At 31.7% G+C, this 21,017-nt stretch carries 25 protein-coding genes; 14 read left to right on the top strand and 11 right to left on the bottom strand.

Features of this window, described 5'->3' with window-relative positions:
• Positions 1-20: 20 nt before the first annotated feature.
• From NNH57_RS12645 to NNH57_RS12630, 4 genes are read right to left on the bottom strand one after another with little or no spacing between them, the layout of a single operon-like run.
• Positions 21-584: a 3'-5' exonuclease gene (locus NNH57_RS12645; protein WP_074407416.1), complete on the bottom strand. Its 564-nt coding sequence runs from the start codon at positions 582-584 to the stop codon at positions 21-23.
• Between the two features lie 49 nt (positions 585-633).
• Entirely contained in the window at positions 634-1,167 is a 534-nt protein-coding gene (locus tag NNH57_RS12640; protein WP_025663029.1) for a tetratricopeptide repeat protein, read from the bottom strand.
• Between the two features lie 3 nt (positions 1,168-1,170).
• A complete protein-coding gene (gene prfH, locus NNH57_RS12635; protein ID WP_074407417.1) occupies positions 1,171-1,866 on the bottom strand; it encodes a peptide chain release factor H in 696 nt (231 codons plus the stop codon).
• 8 nt (positions 1,867-1,874) lie between these two features.
• Complete coding sequence (locus NNH57_RS12630; RefSeq protein ID WP_074407418.1) at positions 1,875-3,266, bottom strand: RtcB family protein; 1,392 nt, start codon at positions 3,264-3,266, stop codon at positions 1,875-1,877.
• Between the two features lie 908 nt (positions 3,267-4,174).
• Here NNH57_RS12630 and NNH57_RS12625 point away from each other — a divergent pair.
• The 3 genes from NNH57_RS12625 to NNH57_RS12615 are packed head-to-tail and all read left to right on the top strand — an operon-like array spanning position 4,175 to position 8,367.
• Positions 4,175-6,547: a TonB-dependent receptor domain-containing protein gene (locus tag NNH57_RS12625; RefSeq protein WP_108809093.1), complete on the top strand. Its 2,373-nt coding sequence runs from the start codon at positions 4,175-4,177 to the stop codon at positions 6,545-6,547.
• Positions 6,548-6,563: 16 nt separating this feature from the next.
• Positions 6,564-7,598, top strand: coding sequence for a sensor histidine kinase (locus NNH57_RS12620; protein ID WP_074407420.1), 1,035 nt, complete (start codon positions 6,564-6,566; stop codon positions 7,596-7,598).
• A 4-nt stretch (positions 7,599-7,602) separates the two neighbouring features.
• On the top strand, positions 7,603-8,367 hold the full coding sequence (locus tag NNH57_RS12615; RefSeq protein WP_132066213.1) for a LytR/AlgR family response regulator transcription factor: 765 nt from the start codon (positions 7,603-7,605) through the stop codon (positions 8,365-8,367).
• Between the two features lie 84 nt (positions 8,368-8,451).
• On the opposite strand, the gene NNH57_RS12610 is transcribed toward NNH57_RS12615, so the two are convergent.
• From NNH57_RS12610 to NNH57_RS12580, 7 genes are all read right to left on the bottom strand, one after another.
• Entirely contained in the window at positions 8,452-8,820 is a 369-nt protein-coding gene (locus NNH57_RS12610; protein ID WP_074407422.1) for a nuclear transport factor 2 family protein, read from the bottom strand.
• 10 nt (positions 8,821-8,830) lie between these two features.
• On the bottom strand, positions 8,831-9,574 hold the full coding sequence (locus NNH57_RS12605; protein WP_074407423.1) for an SDR family NAD(P)-dependent oxidoreductase: 744 nt from the start codon (positions 9,572-9,574) through the stop codon (positions 8,831-8,833).
• Positions 9,575-9,579: 5 nt separating this feature from the next.
• Positions 9,580-9,774: a tautomerase family protein gene (locus NNH57_RS12600; RefSeq protein ID WP_074407424.1), complete on the bottom strand. Its 195-nt coding sequence runs from the start codon at positions 9,772-9,774 to the stop codon at positions 9,580-9,582.
• Between the two features lie 131 nt (positions 9,775-9,905).
• A complete protein-coding gene (locus NNH57_RS12595; protein ID WP_074407686.1) occupies positions 9,906-10,469 on the bottom strand; it encodes a Crp/Fnr family transcriptional regulator in 564 nt (187 codons plus the stop codon).
• Between the two features lie 181 nt (positions 10,470-10,650).
• The gene (locus tag NNH57_RS12590) at positions 10,651-11,064 is read right to left on the bottom strand and encodes a hypothetical protein (RefSeq protein WP_132066211.1); all 414 of its coding nucleotides are present in this window, start codon (positions 11,062-11,064) and stop codon (positions 10,651-10,653) included.
• Between the two features lie 82 nt (positions 11,065-11,146).
• Positions 11,147-11,761 carry a protein phosphatase 2C domain-containing protein gene (locus tag NNH57_RS12585; RefSeq protein WP_199915447.1) on the bottom strand — a complete coding sequence of 205 codons (615 nt, stop codon included), beginning with the start codon at positions 11,759-11,761 and terminating at the stop codon, positions 11,147-11,149.
• Between the two features lie 24 nt (positions 11,762-11,785).
• Complete coding sequence (locus NNH57_RS12580; RefSeq protein WP_108809095.1) at positions 11,786-12,493, bottom strand: inorganic diphosphatase; 708 nt, start codon at positions 12,491-12,493, stop codon at positions 11,786-11,788.
• 516 nt (positions 12,494-13,009) lie between these two features.
• On the opposite strand from NNH57_RS12580, the gene NNH57_RS12575 reads away from it, so the two are divergent.
• The 11 genes from NNH57_RS12575 to NNH57_RS12530 all read left to right on the top strand — a co-directional run bounded on the left by NNH57_RS12575 (position 13,010) and on the right by NNH57_RS12530 (position 21,006).
• Positions 13,010-13,723, top strand: a complete 714-nt coding sequence (locus tag NNH57_RS12575) for a hypothetical protein (RefSeq protein WP_108809096.1) — start codon at positions 13,010-13,012, stop codon at positions 13,721-13,723.
• Positions 13,724-13,915: 192 nt separating this feature from the next.
• Positions 13,916-14,617: a helix-turn-helix transcriptional regulator gene (locus NNH57_RS12570; protein WP_074407429.1), complete on the top strand. Its 702-nt coding sequence runs from the start codon at positions 13,916-13,918 to the stop codon at positions 14,615-14,617.
• A 68-nt stretch (positions 14,618-14,685) separates the two neighbouring features.
• On the top strand, positions 14,686-15,072 hold the full coding sequence (locus tag NNH57_RS12565; protein WP_074407430.1) for a DUF4345 domain-containing protein: 387 nt from the start codon (positions 14,686-14,688) through the stop codon (positions 15,070-15,072).
• Positions 15,073-15,288: 216 nt separating this feature from the next.
• A complete protein-coding gene (locus tag NNH57_RS12560) occupies positions 15,289-15,567 on the top strand; it encodes a hypothetical protein (protein WP_108809097.1) in 279 nt (92 codons plus the stop codon).
• 203 nt (positions 15,568-15,770) lie between these two features.
• On the top strand, positions 15,771-16,148 hold the full coding sequence (locus NNH57_RS12555) for a DUF2200 domain-containing protein (protein WP_074407432.1): 378 nt from the start codon (positions 15,771-15,773) through the stop codon (positions 16,146-16,148).
• A gap of 69 nt (positions 16,149-16,217) precedes the next feature.
• Positions 16,218-16,520, top strand: a complete 303-nt coding sequence (locus tag NNH57_RS12550) for a hypothetical protein (RefSeq protein WP_108809098.1) — start codon at positions 16,218-16,220, stop codon at positions 16,518-16,520.
• A 59-nt stretch (positions 16,521-16,579) separates the two neighbouring features.
• Entirely contained in the window at positions 16,580-16,711 is a 132-nt protein-coding gene (locus tag NNH57_RS26460) for a hypothetical protein (protein ID WP_255412092.1), read from the top strand.
• Positions 16,712-16,895: 184 nt separating this feature from the next.
• Positions 16,896-17,939: an adenylate/guanylate cyclase domain-containing protein gene (locus NNH57_RS12545; protein ID WP_108809099.1), complete on the top strand. Its 1,044-nt coding sequence runs from the start codon at positions 16,896-16,898 to the stop codon at positions 17,937-17,939.
• 217 nt (positions 17,940-18,156) lie between these two features.
• Positions 18,157-18,993: a LytR/AlgR family response regulator transcription factor gene (locus NNH57_RS12540; protein WP_074407435.1), complete on the top strand. Its 837-nt coding sequence runs from the start codon at positions 18,157-18,159 to the stop codon at positions 18,991-18,993.
• A gap of 124 nt (positions 18,994-19,117) precedes the next feature.
• Positions 19,118-19,780: a CPBP family intramembrane glutamic endopeptidase gene (locus NNH57_RS12535; RefSeq protein ID WP_074407436.1), complete on the top strand. Its 663-nt coding sequence runs from the start codon at positions 19,118-19,120 to the stop codon at positions 19,778-19,780.
• A 365-nt stretch (positions 19,781-20,145) separates the two neighbouring features.
• Complete coding sequence (locus tag NNH57_RS12530) at positions 20,146-21,006, top strand: polysaccharide deacetylase family protein (protein ID WP_108809100.1); 861 nt, start codon at positions 20,146-20,148, stop codon at positions 21,004-21,006.
• Positions 21,007-21,017: the final 11 nt, after the last annotated feature.

Raw genomic sequence — 21,017 nt, 5'->3', positions numbered from 1 at the left:
TTTTTTATGAATGAAAAACATTAATCATTCGAATCATTATCTTGCCGAATACACCAATGTAAGATTTTAGCAATATTTTTGGCATCATCGACTCCTCTATGATGCGTTCCTTCTAGAGGGATTTTTAAAATTCCTAATGCACCTTTCATTCCAACTTTTCTTCGTAATCCTTTGGTCTCAGAAAAAAGTTTTTTCACATTAATATGATTTTGTGATAAAGGATACTCCATTCCTCTGTTAGCACATTGTTTTTTCATCATGTTTAGATCGTACTGCCCATAACTCGCCCAGGTGTATTCATGACCCTTGTATTGAGTTTTTAGCATTTCGCAGGCAGTTTCAAAAGAAATTCCTTCTTTATCTACTAATTCTTGAGTAATCGTAGTGAGTTCTGTGCAAAAAGAACTGACTTCTGATTGCTCAGGTGTAATGAGTATCCCTTTATTTTTAGAAATGCTTCCCGTTTGCGTATCCAAAAGGCAGATTCCTATTTCTATGATTTCATTAACCTGACCTGCGGGAATAGGTCCATTCCAGCAGGTAGCTTCCAGATCTATGATTATAATTGTATTTGTTGTTTTCATTTTTTGTGTTTTCAATACATCATTCCAGCAAAAGCTGGAATGATGTGCTTTATGATTTCTTTGTTTTCTTTTTAGAAGAAGACTTATCCTTAGCTTTTTTTTGCTTTGGCATTTTATTTTTAATTCGCTCTTCCTCTTCTTTTATATCATTAATGAAATGATTATTGTAGGCATTTTCTTTTGCCAACTTCAGACATTTTAATGCTTTTTTATAGTTCTTTTTTTGCTCAAAAAGAATTCCTTTTTTTAGATATAACATCGCCTTATCTGTTCCCTTTACGGTTAGGGCAAAGTCGACTAGTTTTTCGGCTTCTTCATAGTCTTCATTCCAAAGTAAGACATTGATATACTTAGGATATACATCTAATGCATACATGTCTTCTGCTAAAGCCTGTTGATAGTACTCTTTTGCAACCTCATAGTTCTTTAAACTTTCTGCATATATCTGACCCAAAAGACTTAACGCAATTGGATTTTTTTCATCATAAGACAATGCATAGTTCAAAGATTCTACAGCTTCCTCTAAGTTATAAGGATAAGCGTCTAATGCCTGAAATAAATATTTGTCTAGTAAATTACTCATTTTCTAATTTTTTAATTGATTGTGTAAATCATTTTTTAATTGATTTCTTTTGTTTTTAAAGGATTTTGTCACTTTTTTCTTTTTGAAATCAGTTCCTTTAAATACTCTAATCGGGTTACCACGTTGAACATTTAAGTGGTTTTCCCATTCGTCTGAGACCGATTTTTTTAATTGTTCTAACTGTGCCTCGGCTACTTTGTTTTGTAATCGTTCGACAGCAATTTTTCGATTTTGATGTTGTGAACGACTATCCATTACCACTACACTTGTACCTGTAAGTTTATGTGTAGCTCTAACTGCAGAATTTACCTTATTTACATGCTGACCTCCCGGGCCCGAACTTCGCATCGTTTGAAATATAATATCGTTTTCGGTTATTTTCTCTATGTGTATAAGATCTAGTTCGTAGATCCCGATAAACCAGTTTTTTCGTTTATGATATTTACGAAAAGTTGAGGTTCCTATCCACTGTACAGTGCCTAACCAGGAACTTACCAAAGCGTTTACTTGATCGCCTTGCAGTTTTAGTGTAGCAGATTGTAATGTACCGTTTTCTATCCCTTTTACTCTTTGTATGATACTATAGGTTATTCTTGTTTGTCGTATATCATCCAAAAAATACTTAAGTACCTGGGCTACGACCCAGCAACATTCTGCCGGGCCTCTTCCTGCTGTTATTTGTATAATTTTTTGATTCATTTTCTTATCTATTTATCCATTCGAACAATTTTTGGAGTAAATGTTCCAACAATCTCTACGAGTTCTTGTTGATTTGCCATTACTTTTTCGATGTTTTTATATGCCATTGGTGCCTCATCAATTCCTCCTCCTATAAGCGTTACATCATGTGCTTTTAGTTGCTTTTTGATCTCACTTCTTGTAAATTTCTCTTTACATTTTCTTCTCGAGTGTAATCGACCAGCACCATGTGATGCAGATTGTAAACTTGCTTCGTTTCCTAATCCTCTTACGATGTACCCCGGAGCCGTCATAGAACCAGGAATAATCCCTAATTCACCTTTGGCAGCTGGTGTGGCACCTTTTCTATGCACAATACACTCTTCACCATTAACCTCTTGTTTCCAGGCAAAGTTGTGATGATTTTCAATTTTTGCTATGGGTTTTGACCCTAATAACTTTGCTATCCTGGCATGAATATCATCATGACAAGCCTGTGCATAATCACCAGCAAGATTCATTGCTAACCAATATTCCTGGCCATCGTGAGTATCTAAATCTAACCAGGCCAATTGTTGTACATGCTTTGGTAACGGGCATTGCTTAGTGGCTAAATACGTATAGTGTTTGGCGATATTGGCTCCCAACCCTCTTGAGCCGCTATGTGATAACACTCCTAAATATTCGCCAGTCTGCAACCCCCATTCGTTCGTTGTATCGGTAATTGTAATTACTCCAAACTCTACAAAGTGATTACCACCACCAGAAGTACCTAATTGCTTATACGCTTTGTCTTTCAATCTTTTGACTAACGGGATGGTTTTAAATTCATCTCGTTCAAAGATCTCATGATCATGCTTTATCTTATGAGTTTCATACATTCCGAACTTGGTATGTTCAGAAAGTATATTCTCTAACTGATGCTTTTTTCCTTTGAGATAAGAAATTGCTATTGGATAGACTGTTAAACACATTCTACATCCAATATCGACTCCAACTCCATAAGGAATCACAGCATTCTTTGTTGCCAGTACTCCTCCGATAGGAAGACCATATCCTGTATGTGCATCTGGCATTAAAGCTCCTGCGGTTGCAACCGGTAATTTTAAGGCATCAAACAATTGATATTTTGCTTGTTCATCAATTTCATTCTCCCCATAGATTTGGAAAGGAGATCGAGTTGTTTTTAATGCATGCCTTTTGACTTCTACTGGTTTTAATAAACTCTCTGCTATTTTCCCCCAGATACCATCACCCTGATATGCTTCTGGATTAAGCAATACTTTTTTGGCTTCAATTAATATATGTTCTTTTTTTACTCTCTTTTGATATCGATTAATCTGACCCAAAGTCACATTAATACTATTATTCTTTGGAAAGCCTAATTTAATTAGATCCTTTCCGCTTAGTTTCTTTCCCATTAGTATAGGTTTTGATATTTGCCAATAATGAGTGATGTAATGAATTTTCATTACTGACATAAACTTGATAAAATGTTTCGAGAGATTTTATTGAGATTTCAATTACACTTCGACAAAGTCTGTCCTAAGTTTACCTAAGGACTTAGTGTGACAATGCAGTCTGATTAAAAGGAAAAATAAAAAATCCGAAACTTTATGGCTTCGGACTTCTTCTCATATATAATGGAAATTATGTATTGGTGAAGTCCCGAAGCATACTCTTAAAAGAACCTGGTTCTTTTGGAGTGTTGCAATATATGTTTGTAAAAATCATATTACTTCGGTTATTAAAGATTAACTATTTATGGTTTTGCAATTTATAAACTGCGGTGCAAATATGTAATCTATTTTTTAATTATACAACTAAAATTTAAAATTTAATTTACTGATGATCAGTGTTTTATGTTGTTTTTAGGCATGAGAATCCCTGTCCGTTTTTTAACGGATATTAACCTGTTTGGTAACCAATTGCTGTTCTGATGTTTATCTCTCAAATACCATTTTTGTTTGATAAAATAGATATACAAAAAAGATGATAAAAAAAGCGTCCAATGTATTGGACGCTTATGATTTTTATATCTTATGTATAGTTTACTACCTATATTCTTGATTTAAAAACGGCCTTACAGCGTCCTTTTTATATGTGAAAAATAATAACATAGGCTTGAAACTTGTTTTTTTGGTTCAAAATTATGACGCAAATATGAGGCTATTTTTTAATCCTTCAAAGGATTTATTAGAATTCATATGTCTAATAGACTTTATCCGCTATAAGAAACTCTTCATCTTTTTTTTATCCTGATTCGTCAGAATCTGGTTTTAAGCCATTAGCGTATCATGCAATTTTACCGTGTAAAAAAAGAAAAGTCATGAATACATCAATCAAAATCACGTTAGTTTTTTTCCTGGGAATTTTGTTCAGTAATGCACAAAATACAATTTTGGGAACGGTTACCGAAAACACAAATTCACCATTAGAATTTGCTAATATTATTTTACACTCATCTGATATATCGAATAGTCTGACAGGTGCTGTTAGCGATAATAATGGGAGCTATATTTTTGAAAATATTCCTGCTGGCAACTACTGGGTAGAAATTTCTATACTCGGGTTTAAAACCCAAAAATCTGAACCTTTTTTGCTTTCAAAAGAAAGTGTAAGAAAAGTAGTAAATTTTGTTCTAGAAGAAGAAACACAAACATTAAATGAGGTCGTTATAACATCTTCTAGACCCGTAATACGACAAACTGCAGAAAAATTGATTGTAGATCTTGAGAAATCTGAAATGGTAAACTCTAATCTTCAAGATGTAATGAAAAAGCTACCAGGGGTTATTGTTACCAACGGAAAACTAAGCTATGGAGGCCAACGAAATATTAGAATTTTAATAAATGGAAAGACAACTGATTATATGGATATAGCTTCACTTTTACGAGATATGCCCGCCGATAATATTGCAAAAATTGAATTAGTCCAACAGCCTGGTGCTCAATTAGATGCAGAAGGTTCTGGTCCGCTGATAAACATTATTCTAATGAAAAATGTAAAATTAGGAACTCACGGAAATATCAAACTAAATACGGGGTACAATAATGAATTTAATTATGGTGCTAGTGCTTCTTTAGCGAGTTATAAAAACAAATTAAATTGGCAAATGAGTACTGGATATCAAAAATCTACTTCTCGTGAAGATTTGTTTTTAAAGCGCCAGGTTAATAATCAAATCTATGATCAGGCTACTATTTCTCCATATGATCCAACACCGTTTCGGGTTAGTGGAGGATTAGATTACTATATAAATAATCATCATAGTATTGGAATAAGCGCAAGGGGAATTCAAACAAACTCAAACAGAGTTGCATCAAACAATACTTCTATCATTGAAAACGATATATCTAATACGTTGATAACAGCATATAATTATGATAGAGAACGAACTATTTTTAGCATTAATCCATATTATGAATTTGATACCGATAACAATACCCTTGTTTTAGACTTTAACTATATTAATTATAAGAATAAGAACATTGATAACTTGTATCAGGTTGGACAAAGTTCTATTCTGTATGATAACCAGCGTTATTTTCAGGATGGTAATTATGAGATATTTACCTATAAAGGGGATTATAAGCGATCTTTTAATGATGTTTTTAATGTAATGGTAGGTGCAAAATATTCAGTGGTAGATACAGATAGTGATTTACGTTCTTTTACAGAAGACAGCAATCAGGGTTTTGTTTTAGACATTGACCAAAGCAATCGTTTTTTGGTAGATGAAAATATCATTGCATTGTATTCTAAACTGGATACTAAATTAGGGAATTGGTTATTGTCTGGAGGTCTACGCTGGGAAGATAGTAATACCAAAGGAACATCTACTAATACTAATGAAACCCAAACAAGAAACATATCAAAACTATTTCCAAGTGCTACAATTACTAGAAAGTTAACCGAGGAATTTAGTGCAAACTTATCGTATAGTTATCGTATTCGCAGGCCTTCATATAATTCATTAAATTCCTTTGTATACTATTATGATCCCTATACTTTTGAAGAAGGTAACCCAAATCTTAAACCAGAGTTTACAAACAGTTTTCAATTTAGTTTAACGTATGATGAACAGCCGTTTTTTAGTGTTAACTATAAAGAAACTACCGATGTTTTGTTTGAAATTACCTCACAGAATGATGCTACAGGACAAGCTAAACGTTCTGTAATTAATTTAGCCAAAAATGAGAATTGGAGTTTCAGAGCATTTGGGCCATTAAACTTTATTAAAGGATTAGATGGATTTACTGGTGTTATAGTAAGTCATAATAAATATACATCTAAAAATTTAACCCCAAAACTAGATTTAGCACGATGGAATTTAATCTGGTATACGAGTGCCCAACTCAAATTACCGTGGGGTATTAATTCTGAACTTACGGGGTATTACTCAACCAGTGGGGTGGATGGACAATTTAAGCACGAATGGCTGGCAGGATTAAACGTTGCAGTGAGTAAAAAATTTATGAAAGATCAATTAAAAGTTAATATGGGAATGAACGATATTTTAAATCGCCCAATTAATGGAGTTGTAAAATATGATAATATTAATGCAGAGGCAATAGTCGATCAGTCTCGACAAAATGTGTATTTGCAACTTTCATATAGCTTTGGTTCTAAGTTTAGTAGAAAGAAAAGTAGAAAGGAAGCATCCAAAGAAGAACAAAACAGAATTAAAGACAATAATTAATACATTTACGATATAAATGGATACACGTCTTAACAAATCAGATTATCTATTAATCGGTATTTATTTACTACTGATACCAATACTATTACATTCGTATGAGTATTATTTACAAGGTGCTTCACTAAGAGCATATTTGATAGATTTTTCTGCAGGATTTATCCTTATTTTTATTTTTATCTTTTTGTTTATGTACTGGTTAATTCCGGTATATATTATCAAGAAGAAGCGGTATATACATTTTACCTTTTTTAGTCTGTTTTTTATGACGATAATTGGCATAACTGGACTAATTGCCGGATTTTGGTCGATAGAAAAAAGTTGGGATTGGAATGCCCTTATGGTAGCCTATAGATCTATTCCTAATCTAATCACTAAAGGTTTATTAGTAAGTATTGAAAATGTAGGATTGCCTTTGGGGTTACTTTTAACAAAGAAGTTTTATGAAAGCCAAACAAAACTTTTGGATATACAAAAGCAACAAAAAGAAAGTGAATTAAAATTCTTACGTTCACAAATGGAACCTCATTTCCTGTTTAATAATTTAAATTCTGTAGTTGCGCTAATAGATAGTAATACAGAAATAGCTAAAGAATACGTTAATCGTCTATCTTTAATTTATCGCTACTTAATTAAAACCAAAGATTCTGAAATTATGGAGCTTCATAAAGAAATGCGGCTCGCAGAGAATTACATATTTTTGATAGAAACCCGATTTGGTAAAGATTATAATTTTAAGATTACACAAAATACAACGCTTTCAGATAAATTTATCCCAACAGGAGCTATGCAGACATTGTTAGAAAACGTTATAAAACACAATAAACCACGACAACAAAATAACATAAAAGTTACTATAGCAATTAATGAAGATTTGATTATTGTATCTAACACTAAATCTGATTTTAAGACCAGTGAAGAATCTTTTGGAACTGGATTAGTGAATTTAAATGCAAGATATAAGTTGTTATCGGATAAGGAGATTACTATAATAAATACGGAATTGGAATATAAAATTTCGATTCCAATTATTAAACTAAGAAGTGAATCTTAAAGGAATGAATATTTTAATTTTAGAAGATGAAATTCTGGCGTACCAGATGTTAATTACTCATTTAAATAATTTTTTTGGAGAAGAAGTTTCTCATGATTGGTCGCGCTCTGTTGAAGATGGTAAGGTGTTTTTAAAAAGTAATACGTATGATTTCATTCTATCTGACATTCAATTATTAGATGGTCTTTCTTTTGATTTATTTGATGAATTTACTGTAAATTATCCAATAATATTTTGTTCTGCTTATGATGATTATTTGTTTCAAGCATTTAATACAAATGGCATAGCATATATATTAAAACCATATACAGATAGCGATTTTAAAAATGCACTAGAAAAATACCAGACACTATTTCGGCAGGGTGATTATGACACATTAACCCATTCGACTCTAAAAGCCTTAAAATCTGCATTACAGGAGGAGCAGGCTAACTATAAGCAACGATTTGTGATAAAACATACAAACGGTATTCAGTTATTAAATACAGCAGATATTAGTGTTATTATTGCTTCTGGGGATTTCTGTATCGCTACTCGTCATGACGGAAAAAGATACCCTATCTCGCAAAGTATTGGCGTTCTAAAAGGCCAATTAGCACCTAGTAAATTCTTTAAAATCAATAGAAGTCAAATCATACATATAGAATATATCGATACTATCGAAAATCATTTTAAAAACCGATTGCTAATCACAATGAAAGGGTATCCCGAAAAAGTAATGACAAGTACCTCAATAACCTCAATGTTTAGAAAGTGGCTAGAGCAATGATTAGGTTATGTGGAAAAAAATAAAGCCTCTGTAAAGAGGCTTAGAATAAATTGTTTTACAAATCAGGCTTGTATAACACTTCATTTATTGCACATGAGTGAATAGTTTATTTACAATTTTCCAATCATTATTGATTTTACTTAATGATAAATAGTCGTAATAATTATAACCTAGCATGGGAAGGTGTAATTTCGCCATGGCAATTTTACCCATGATATCTATCCCTATAATTTCCATTTTTAGATGCTCGTTTACATCTTTAGGGCTTTGCCTATTTTTAACTCCTTCGATATATTCAGTTACACTTTTTAAATAATCGACACCTTTGATATCTCCATAGATATATACGTTTTTATGAAAACAAGATTCAAGCTTGGTTACATCTCCATAAAAAATTCCCTCAAAATAATCGGTAATTAGACTTTCGATTTCTTTTATATTTTCTTTATACATAATTTATTTTTTAGATGGCGTGTCCAACTGTATGCCCTCCTGCCACATTAATCGTTTCACCGGTTACAAAATTTGATGTAGCCAAATAATATGCTGCCTCAGCAATTTCATTAGCTTCTCCAATTCGGTTTAATAAATGTAATCCCGCTAAGCTATCGGCATCTTCAATTCCGATTTTACTTTGCAATGGACTTCTAATTATTCCCGGAGCAATTGTGTTTACTTTGATGTTGTTTTTACCAAATTCGGCAGCAAGTTGCCTGGTTAAAGCATGTATAGCACCTTTACTCGCTAGAGGAGCTGTTGCCGGGAATCCATCTATAGCATGGTCGACTAAAACGGTTCCGATGTTTATAATCGAACCATTTTGTTGCTTTATCATATGAGGAATCACAGCTTGTGATGTAAAATAGGTTCCTTTTAGGTTCACATTCCAATATTGATCTAAATCTTTTTCCTCTACATCTAAAAACGGTTTTGGAGAAAATATTCCTGCATTATTAATTAAAACATCTACAGCATTGAATTTTTCTATTGCCAGGCTTACGAGTTTTTGCCCTGTTTCTTGTTTGCTAATATCCCCGACCAGGTAAATTGCGTTCGAAGGAGAACCGAGTTCCTCATAAGCGTTTTTCAGGTTTTCTTCGTTAGCAGAGTTCATTACAACATTACTTTCTCGGGCTATAAAATATTTTGCAATTTCTTTACCAATTCCTGTAGATGCACCTGTAATAATTACTGTTTTGTTTTTCATGTTCTTTATTTTTTAGTTCCTAAATACTGTTTCCCGTTCACTCCCCAATTTTCGATAGGTACTTCTTCAATAACAACATGAGTTGTTTTTGGATTTTTGTTCAGTATGTCAACAACGAGTTGTGTAGCACCTTCTATTAATTGACGTTTTTGATCTATCGTTACTTGTTCATCAGTAACTTTAATGTTAATGTATGGCATGACTTTTTTATTAAATTAATGGTCATACAAAGGTGTTGTAGAATGAAATTATTACGAAGGAGGATTGTCACTTCTTTAGGGTGATGTATATCACTTTAACCCGGATTTAAGCAATAAACGAGTAAAAATAATTAAGAGTTTAATCTGCTAAGCGTTTCTCTGGAAACCCCTAAATAGGCAGCAATCATTTTTTTGGGAACACGTTGAAAAAGTTTTGGATACTGTTCGAGAAGTAATTCGTATCGTTCTTTAGACGAATTTTTCAGTAATGATAAGATTCTATTCTGAAGCGCAATTCGACCAATTTTACTTTTTTTCGCCCAAAAACGTTCCATTTTATGCATTTTGGCCGTTAGCTTTTCTCTATTTTCAAAAGTTATATAGAGTAACTCGCTATCTTCTATACAGTCTATAGAGGTTTTGGATTTGGTTTGTTTTACAAATGATTCGTAATCTGTAATCCACCAATTTTCCATCCCGAATTGTAGTATATGCTCTTTTCCTGTATGGTCTATAAAATAGCTTTTTAGACATCCTTTTATAATCCAGTATTCTTTGTTAACAATTTCACCTTCCTGAACGATATATTGATGTTTACGTCTTTTGATTTGCTCAAAATGACTCAAAACGAAATCGAATTCTTCATCGGTAAGACTGATTATTTCTTCGATATGTTGTCGTAGTGGGTGTATCATTTTAATTATTACCATGAATCAGAGCAAGGTAAATATACCTGAATCCATTGGTTTCTGTATTTATTTTACGTTTGGTTAAACTTATAAAAAATTAGTGCTATTGGCAATAGAAAAGCCTTTTGATCAGAAGTTAAACAATTCTGGTTTTATGATATGGAGTATAGTTTTTTACTTTTCATATTCACTCTTTACAAATTTTTCCATCTTTCCTTTCTTCTTTCCCATCTATTATCATTGTTGACTTGTATAGGAAACAATTTCCAACAATTTCAATTTTCTCAACTAGTACACCATTATGAGAGTTAATGAATTTTTCGGCTTCGGTATATTCCATCTTAGTTTCATCATACTTGAGACGATAAGTGCATTCATCAATCCACTTTATAATTATGTAAGATTTTTTTTCAACTCCGTTATCTTCTACAATCTCAATTTGGCTATTTCCATTTCGTTTAATTTTAAAACTTTTTGTTATGTCTTTTTCAACTGGGACATAAAATTCACCATTCATAAAATCTTCACATTTCAAACTTTGAGCATAAGAACTTATTCCAATTAGTAGTATTCCAGTTAGTAGTAATTTTTTTCTTTTCATAATAATTAACACGATGTTGGCATGTTGTTTTTTATTCTAATTATTGCTAAATCATCTGTCACCAGATGGTTCCATTTATCTTTTAATACTCGAATCTTTCGTTTTCAGATTTTTGTTTTGATTTGTTCTCCAGGTTTTTAAATGTAAAGATACCATCTGTACAGATGGATAAATCTTTAAAATTAGAAATTGAGACTTTTTGTTCTTGATTGTCAAACCAGCTATCAAAATCATCATCTAAATGATATCCAAGATAATCAGGTTTGTCATCTTGTTCGTATTCAATTAGCTCTCCATCCTTACAGATTAGTCCATCTCCAATTGTAAGAAACTCAGCCTTTGATTCTTTTGTTTCGACAATTCCAATTATTAAAGTTGATAGCAGTTCATTTGTTTCAAGCCCTAGTTGATTTTTGAAGAGTTTAATCTCATGAATTAATGTTTTAACGACCTCTTTAAGTTTATCTTTTAATTGTATTGAATTATCTGTTACAAACTCTTCATAAAATTTATTTTTAGCAATATTTCGTAAAATCTTTCCGAAAAGAATTGAAGCAAAAACAGATTCTGTTCCCATTGTACAGCCATCCAAGACAGCCAATAGTACTTCATTTGTTCCGATTTGCTCCTCAATTAAGAAATCTTCGCAGTGGTTGGTATGAAACTCGCCAATATGTAATGTTTTATATATTTTCATTCGAATTTTGGTCATTTCAACGCTTTAAGGCTTTTCATAGGATACGTTGTTGTGCTTATTATCTTTTAATTGATATTCATTAATTGCTTCTGTAAGTATGTCAATTGCAATTTTTTTATTTCCAAACCCCTTAGATACGATTTTCCCTGGTCCTTTATAGTTTGTAAACCATAATTCCACTATTTCGGTAATTCCTTTGTAATCATTGTTTAATTCATCTATACTGTTAACTCCGTATATTGGAGAATCGCTCGAAACAGCAATTAATTTATCATCTTGTTCCCCTCTATCCTGTAGATATAAGACGCCAATTATTTTACATTTTAGTATATGACCTCTTTCTACTGGGGGACCAAGGACGAGTATGTCTAATGGATCACCATCACCACCTTTTTCTTTTGAAAGTAAAGTCCTCGGGATCATTCCGTAGTTACCGGGGTACCCTATATATTTTACAATTCGAGGTCTTTTGTCAATCAATTCCCATCGTATTTTTCCAGTTGATTTATCTAACTCCCATTTATCCAATGTACCTGCAGGTATCTCAATTACAGCATTAATATCTCCATCATCCAGAAGAGGTGCGATATCAGTCAGTAAATTAAGTGTATCACTTTCTTTTTCCTGAACGATTTCAACAGAATCGGATTTTTTATCTGTTTGTCCTGAATCACATTTGGTGAGGAATAATGATAAAGAAATGCAAAGTAAAATGACAATATTTTTATTCATAGCTTTTGTTGGTTAAAGAACATGGTATACACAAGTTAAAGATTGGACTTTACACTAAACTAGTTTCTAACCTTGTCGGTTGTTCTTTTTCTATATTTTTTTGAGGTTTTTCTTTCAAGTTCTGGACTTCTCTATTTCGTGAACAACAATGGTATATGTATTAGTATACATATATCGATTATATTTTCACAAATCTACAGGATTTTTGATGAATAGAATAGTTTCATCCCGATGGTGTGGATTTAAGGTACAAATCCGTGCCATTTGGCTATATCCAAACCTTATTGAGGCATAGTTAAAGCAAAACAACAGAAATTTATACTCAAGTGCCAACAAATAATTTGAGGTGTATCCAAAATCTTCTAGATTTGTGAGTAAAAGAGAAATATACCCAATTGGATATATCCAATTGTTAGCACACATTAAAAAATTTAAAACTTGAGATTAATAATAAGCATATTTGTTTTAACTTTTTCCTTATCTAGTTGTTCAAATCCAAAAAGGAATCTAGTTTTAGTGAAAAATGACTATGAAATTGACTTAACTCAGATAGACTCAGTTCGTGAAAATCTTAACGGGTTTTGGATTCCAAAAAATGAAATAAGCGTAGAGAATATATTATGGTTAGATTTTGATAAGAACAAAAACTCAGCCTTCTGGGAAACTATACCCTACACATCTGAAATAAAGAGAACCGAAATTCTACCAATGAAGTCCTGCCTCACTTTTGTTGGATTAATAAAACTGGATGGAAAAATACAGTTAGAATTTGTTAGTTTGGGAGGTTCTGACACAACTAAAATTGAGTTACTTACCAAAACGAAATTTAGAATTGATGGAATCACATATTTAAAACATAAAGGTTATGAGTTTTTAAATAATAGGAAAACTATAAAAAAACCTCAAAATCCAATAATTAAATTGACAGAGTTAAAAAATGGACGATGGATAAGTAAACTCGATTCTCTTTCTGGAATAGAAATTAAAAACGGAAAATGGTTTTTCTTTTATAAAGGCCAAGAAATTTATCCTAATAATATTTACGATTATAAAATTAATAGAGAATATTTCAAAGAATTAGGTACTGAACACAAACCAATGGAATATCTCAAACTTGTTAATCAATCTGATACATTAGACTATTTAATACTCGAATATAATGACCAAATGTTAAATCTAATTGATCATCAAACCGGAAATACATTGAATTATAAGCCTGAAAAAATATAACGTGTGGTAACACTATATATGTGATCATAGTTGATTAGTGTTTAATCGATTGGTTCTTGTATATTTATGATGGCGCAGTGATTTTAAAACTGAAAAAGGTATAAAATCTGCGCAGATGTGTCCAAGGCTAGGTAACATTTTGCACAGCTACGATACATATATTAAACGTTGGCCACAAGCAGAAAACACAAAATGGAAGAAAAAGAAAAACCAAGACTTTCGAGATTAACTGCTATCCTTACCCAATTACAATCGAAAAGAATTATTACTGCAAGACTACTTGCTGAAAAGCATAATGTAAGTTTAAGAACCATTTATAGAGATATTCGAACCCTTGAAAAATCAGGAATCCCTATTGTAACAGAAGAAGGTAAAGGTTATTCAATTATGGAAGGATATCATCTTCCACCTGTTCTTTTTTCAGAGGATGAAGCTAATGCCCTAATCACAATAGAACAATTAGCAATAAAAAACAAAGACCAGTCATTAGTTGATAACATTTCTAGCGCATTAGAAAAAATCAAAGCTATATTGCGCTACTCTCAAAAAGGAAATGCTGATTTATTAGCAGAGAGAGTTTACTTTAGTGGTAACAATAATGAAGAAAAAACAAGTAATAATCTGATGCAAATACAATCAGCTATTACCCAATATAAAATATTAACAATAGATTACCTTTCTTCTGAAAAGAAACAAACTACCCGTAGTGTTGAACCTTTTGCGATTTATAGTATTCACGGAGACTTTTTATTAGTAGCTTTTTGTCGATTACGAAATGATTTTAGACACTTCAGAATAGATTTTATTGAAAACATCACAACTGAAAAACAGGTTTTTAGTCCTCACAATATGACTATAAAAGAGTATTTTGAAAAATATGTGAAAAATCAATAATACCCTTGACATAACCATGTCACAACCCCGATTTACATTTGCGGATATAATAATTAAAAAATCTAAAAATGGAAATTATCAGAATTATAGTCTTATCATTATCAGCTTTAATGCTCGTATTTGTTGGTGTAATGAGATTAAGCAACCCAATAAAAACTTATCTAAAAAGTTCTGGGATTAAACTTGAAAATGATGCTAGTTTATTAAATGAAATGAGAGGAGTCGCTGCAGTAATGCTTTTTGCAGGAATGATTATTTTACTTGGCACATTTATCGAAAAACTAACTTTTAACTCACATTTAGTCGCTTCATTAATTTTTATAGGTTTCGCAATCGGCAGGTTAATAAGCCTAAAAGTTGATGGAAAACCAAGTAAGCAGATTATTCAAGGAATTTTATTTGAAATTGTATTAGGTGTTGCAAATGCTTTTTGCCTGATTCATGTTTTAGGTTAGTTATACTATAATGCCAGTAGCTAACACGGTGTATAAGTAATCGCGGTTTGGGTGCTCCTCAAACCGTTTTTCTTTTTTTAATAACTATTTTCATTTGAAAATAGTTGCAATAAATCCGCTACTACTCATACAAGAGATGTTATCTACATATGACAAAATTTTACTTCTTAATATTAATTTCACTCTTTATTTCATATAAATCGGAACTAAAAAAATTTGGGCAAAAGTTCTTTTTTAGTTTCACAAAATACTGGTTATGATGAATTTTATGACAATGGCTATCCTGAATATTTTTTTGTCATCATACTTGATACAAAAAACCAAATTGTCTTTATTAGTAAACTTCTAGACTTTAATTACGGAGACGAATTCTGGGAATCTGAATTTAATGTAAAAATAAGTTACAAGGAAAATGGAAACTTCAAGTTTACGATAATTGGACTTGATGAAAAATATACTGGAATTTGGAATGGTCAGGAATTAAAAAAAGAATAAACACGGTAGGTAACACGATATATGTGATCGTAACTGACTAGTGATTTATCGATGGATTCTTGTATATTTATGATGGCGCAGTGATTTTAAAGCTGAAAAATGTATAAAACCTGCGCAGAAAGTGTCTGTAGTTAGGTAACAATTTATACAGATACGACACATATTATTAAACGTTAGCACCAATCAATTCAAAATCAAATAAAATGAAAGTTACGGCCGAAAAAAATGAAAAGGTTGCCAATATGATATTTGCATCCATTTATCCACTTTACCTGAATAGATTGGAGAAAAATGGTAGAACAAAAGAAGAACTCAACCAAGTAATTAAATGGTTTACCGGTTTTGATCAAGATGCTTTACAAGCACTTATTGATGAAAAAGCAACTTTTAGAACATTTTTTCAAAAAGCTAAAATAAATCCAAACGCACACTTGATTAAAGGAGTCGTTTGTGGTTATCGAATTGAAGAAATAGAGGATGAATTTGAATTGTATAGACAATGTAGACGTATGGAAAAACTGATTGATGAATTGGCAAGAGGTCGTAAAATGGAGAAAATTTTGCGTGAAGAAAAAAAGTAGAAACTGGAGCTAACAAAGCCTAAACGGAATTAAAATACAGTTTAGCCAGAACGTTGTAGCTAATTACATATGAAAATTAGAATTCTAATATTATTTTTAATCTTTAACTTTTTTAAGGTTAAATCTCAAGCTAATGACAGCATATATGTCAAAGAAATCAAAAAGTTCTTCAAAGTTCTAGATTTTCAAATTGAAGATAGTCAAATCTTTAATGTTGTTGTTTCTTTTAATAATGAAGAACTTAAATATGGAAAATGGAAATTTTATCATGATAATGGAAATATAAAGTCGGAAGAATTCCTAGATATGAAGAAAAAAGAATTGGAGAATGGAAATACTGGAATCAAAATGGGAAAACAAGAACTGATCTAATACATCCTGAAATACCTTATGAAGGAAATTATAGAGTTTTCGATAATAAAAAAAGAGTTATGCAAGAAGGGTATTTCATAAATGGAGAATTAATGACAGGTAAAAAATATACATATTTTAACGGTCCAAATTATGCTATCGGTATTGATTCTTATAGAAATGGAAAATATCTTGGAAAAAACTGGAAATAACTAACTGCAACAAGATATATAAAACCAGAGCAAATTTTAGTGCTTGGCCCAAAGGTCATTTTCTTTTTGCAATGGCGCTAGATTTTTATAAATTGAATAAGAAATAAAAATGCGCACATAGATCAATTGGTTCAGGGGTACTTGCCTTTTTCCGATTCATAAATTTAGCGTTATTTACAATAAAATGAAGTTCAGAAATAAACGCAGATTACAAATTCTGAAACAATATATTATTGGATGGACTATTGCGTTCATTTTTTTAAGTATTGTTCGGGGTGAAGGCACAAAAGAGCTGGGGTCTGTTCAAATGGAAGTTTGGAAAGCGATCCTAGCTTCTTTTTTTATGGGACCCATTCTCGGAAGTGTCTCAGGTATTGCTCAAATATTGACCGAAGAACACGGATATAAACAGATAGCATTTCAAAAGCTGTTGATTCTTCGGTTTCTATTTGCTATTCTATTTGTTGCATCTATTATACTATTAGCATATTTCATTTTCAGTGAAGATATTGAGCTTCTTCAGTTTGCATTTGAGCCTGGTAGTTTTGCTATTTATTTATATATAGTATCTGTCGATATTTTCATGTTCGGTCTAAGGCAAGTAAATCTCTTTTTAGGAAGTGATAATTTATGGAAACTTTTTCGCGGCAGATTCTATACACCTCGAGAAGAAAAGAGGATTTTTATGTTTCTTGACCTTCAGTCCTCAACAATGCATGCCGAAAATTTAGGTCACGTTAAATACAGTAAAATGATTCAAGACTGCTTTATTGATTTAGGAATCTCTGTAGAAAGCGAAGCGGAAATTTACCAATATGTTGGCGATGAAGTAATATTGACATGGAAGCTTCAGGACGGATTAAGAGGGCAAAACTGTCTTAAAGGCTATTTCAATTTTAAACAGCGATTAGATAAAAGAAAAGAGTATTACCTACAGAATTATAATTGTATCCCACATTTTAAAGCAGGAATGAATTCGGGTATCGTTACTGTGGCTGAGGTAGGTAAATACAAAAAAGAAATTGCATATCATGGAGATACTATAAACACAGCTGCAAGGATTCAAAGTCAATGCAATGAACTTAAGCAAGAGTTTTTGATTTCTGAGAGCTTAAAAAACGATTTAAGTAATTTAGGTTTTGTTTTTTCTGAACTTGGCAGTATAGAACTTAAAGGAAAAGGAAGCCAAACACGTCTTTATGCAGTTAATCAAACAAATAGTAAATAATACGATGTAAAAAGCATAAAAACACTTTTTACATCTAATGTTGGCAAAAATATTCGAGAGATATTCTTCAAAGTAACCTTTACCTAATCAGACTCACTTTTTTTACAATTACATGTCAAAATTTGATTTAATAAATGACGAGCAATATTCTTGGCAAAAATTCTATAGAGAAATTATTCTTTACTTTTGAATTTGACAAAAAAAGAGCTTCTAATTCATGAGTACCGCACAACCAACCAAGAATACAGTAAAAACAGTATCGCATACATGTATCAGTAGTGCCGCATGGCGTTGGTTCCAGAAAGCAATTATATTGATCATTTTTTCTTTAGTAGCAAATCATTTAGCAGCGAGTGATAATTTTCTGGATAGTGAATCGTATAGATTTCCCATAGAAGGTTTTCTGTCGACTATTGTCTTATCTATTCTCGTTGGAATCATAGCGGATCTTAATTTTAAATTTTACAAGAAAAAACATTTCTCTAAAAAGATAGAAATTGTCACTATCGTAAGGTTTATGGTTTCTACTCTAGGATATATTACAATCATGTATATTCCTATAAATATTATTATAGATAAAGTTGTAGGTGGACAGACAGTGTTCTATTATTTATTAATTGGTCTACTAATTACTTTATTATTGTGTTTTATTCTCATAGGTTTATTGTATGCTCAAGACATATACAATTTATATAAGTTATCTATAAGAGATGCAGAAATTACTATTGACAGCGGCACGAAAATGAAGAAGCTTACCTATGAAAATATTGCGTGCTTTTACAGCGAAAACAAAATTGTATATACTGTTCAAAATGACGGCACAACAATTAACACCGATTTTACATTGAATGAGCTCGAAGAAAAAATAAACGATCAATTGTTTTTTAGAGCTAATCGGCAAATTATCATTCACAAAGATACTGTAGACCTAATTGAAAAGATTGAAAATGGCAAGTTGCGTATTCGATTAAAAGCTTTCATTAAAAAGGATGCAATTGCTGAAATCAATATCAGTCGTTACAAGCGAAAAGCATTTATGGATTGGTTTCAATAAAAGATGCCAAAAACTACCGACTATTCAGTTATAAATTTCGACCATTCAGTAAAAATATAAGTGTTTAAAGGGGATTTCAGAGATTTTGTTCATTATTTCGTTTAGAATTTAAAATCAAAAAACAATGAACAAAATCACCTTACGACAAATATTAATTCCTTCAATTACCTTTGCAATCATCTCCTTTTTATGGTTTGGACCAATTAATTTAAGTTTCCTTCCAAATATTATTGCTTCAATAGTAATCATCATAGCAAATTACATAGAATACAAAGGAAAAGCATTTTCAGAACTTGGGTTTCAACGCGAAAAATTTACAACCAAAAACATTTTCGTACTTGCTCCATTAGTTGCACTAGGGCTCTTTATTTTTTATTTCTTTGCATTGGTTCCTGTAATTACAAAACTAACTGGAGTTCCTATAGATTATTCAAGTTTTGATGAATTAAAAGGAAATCTTCCTGCCTTATTACTTACTTTATTAATAGTGTGGGCTACTGCGGGATTTGGAGAAGAAATAATCTTTCGCGGTTATTTTATGCGACAATTTGTGAAATTCTTTGGAGAAAGCAAAATCAGTATAGTGCTTAATATTGTCCTAGTTACTGGTTTTTTTGGCTTCATGCATTGGCAACAAGGCATTACAGGACAACTTGTTACCTGGTTTACCGGAGCACTCATAGCTCTGATATTCTACTTGCGTAAATACGATTTGTGGTTTGTTATTGCTGTACATGGTTTTTTTAACACCATTGCTTTAACTTGTGTTTACTTTGGTTTGGCGTAGCGATACTAATTAATAACACCTATGCCTGAATTCACCTAATAAAATGCATCTTTTTTAAACACTATATTTTGTTATAAAAATAAAACAGAACTATGGCTATGCCTGATGAGTTTTTGAGATTTAGACGAAGTTGTTGTGCTTAATCTGAGTCGAAAAAATAATTGAGATTATTCCAGTTGGTGTGTTTCGTACTTTAGCCAACATAGTATATACTTCATAGCTACTAATTGCTGGTTTATGAAAATATTTGTTATCTTTTATTTGTTTTTAATTTACTATATTTTAGTATGTGAAATACGCTACAAAGCATATACAAATCCGTTATGAACAATCAAATTACAAAAGAGTAAAAACATCCATCAAGAATGAATTTAGCACAAAAACTGGGGTTTGAGGAAAATGCAAAATTGTTGATAATCCATGCAGATGATGCGGGACTTTCGCATTCTGAAAATATAGCAACAATTCAATCTCTAGAGAAAGGCTTTGTGAATTCATATAGCATAATGGTTCCGTGTCCGTGGTTTTATGAAATGGGAGTATTTGCAAAAAATAACCCACAATTTGATAATGGAATTCACTTGACACTAACCTGTGAATGGGAAAATTATAGATTTGGACCTGTTTTACCTGTTTCCAAAGTTCCCAGTTTGGTTGATGAGAATGGTCATTTTTACAAAAAAAGAGAACAACTTAAAAAAAATGCATCTGCCGAAGATGTTAAAAATGAGTTGGAAGCACAAATAGAAAAAGCAATTAAATTTGGATTAAAACCAACGCACATTGATTCGCATATGTATAGCATTGGTGCAAGTCCTGAGTTTTTTGACATCTATAGAGACTTAGGAAAAAAATATGGTCTTCCTGTTTTAATAAATAAACAATTGATGAAAATGGTTGGACTAAATCCTGAATTAAATATTAAAGAAGGAGATTTTCTAGTTGACCGGACTTATGTTGGAGAACTTGAATATTTCGAGGCTAATAAACTAAACGACTATTACAATTCAATTTTAGAAAATTTGACAAGTGGATTGAACCTTATTTTAATTCATCCTGCATTTGATGATAACGAAATGAAAGGAGTAACCGTTAATCATCCAAATTTTGGTTCTAAATGGAGACAAATCGATTTTGACTTCTTTACAAGTGAGCAAAATAGGTCGAAACTTACAAAGAACAACATCGAATTAGTTACTTGGAATGATATTAAAAAAAGTGCATAACAATATATCCT

The organism is Aquimarina spinulae (assembly GCF_943373825.1).
Taxonomy (GTDB): domain Bacteria; phylum Bacteroidota; class Bacteroidia; order Flavobacteriales; family Flavobacteriaceae; genus Aquimarina; species Aquimarina spinulae.
The sequence above is the reverse complement of the archived record's forward strand: the minus strand, read 5'-3'. Positions and strand labels throughout refer to the sequence as shown.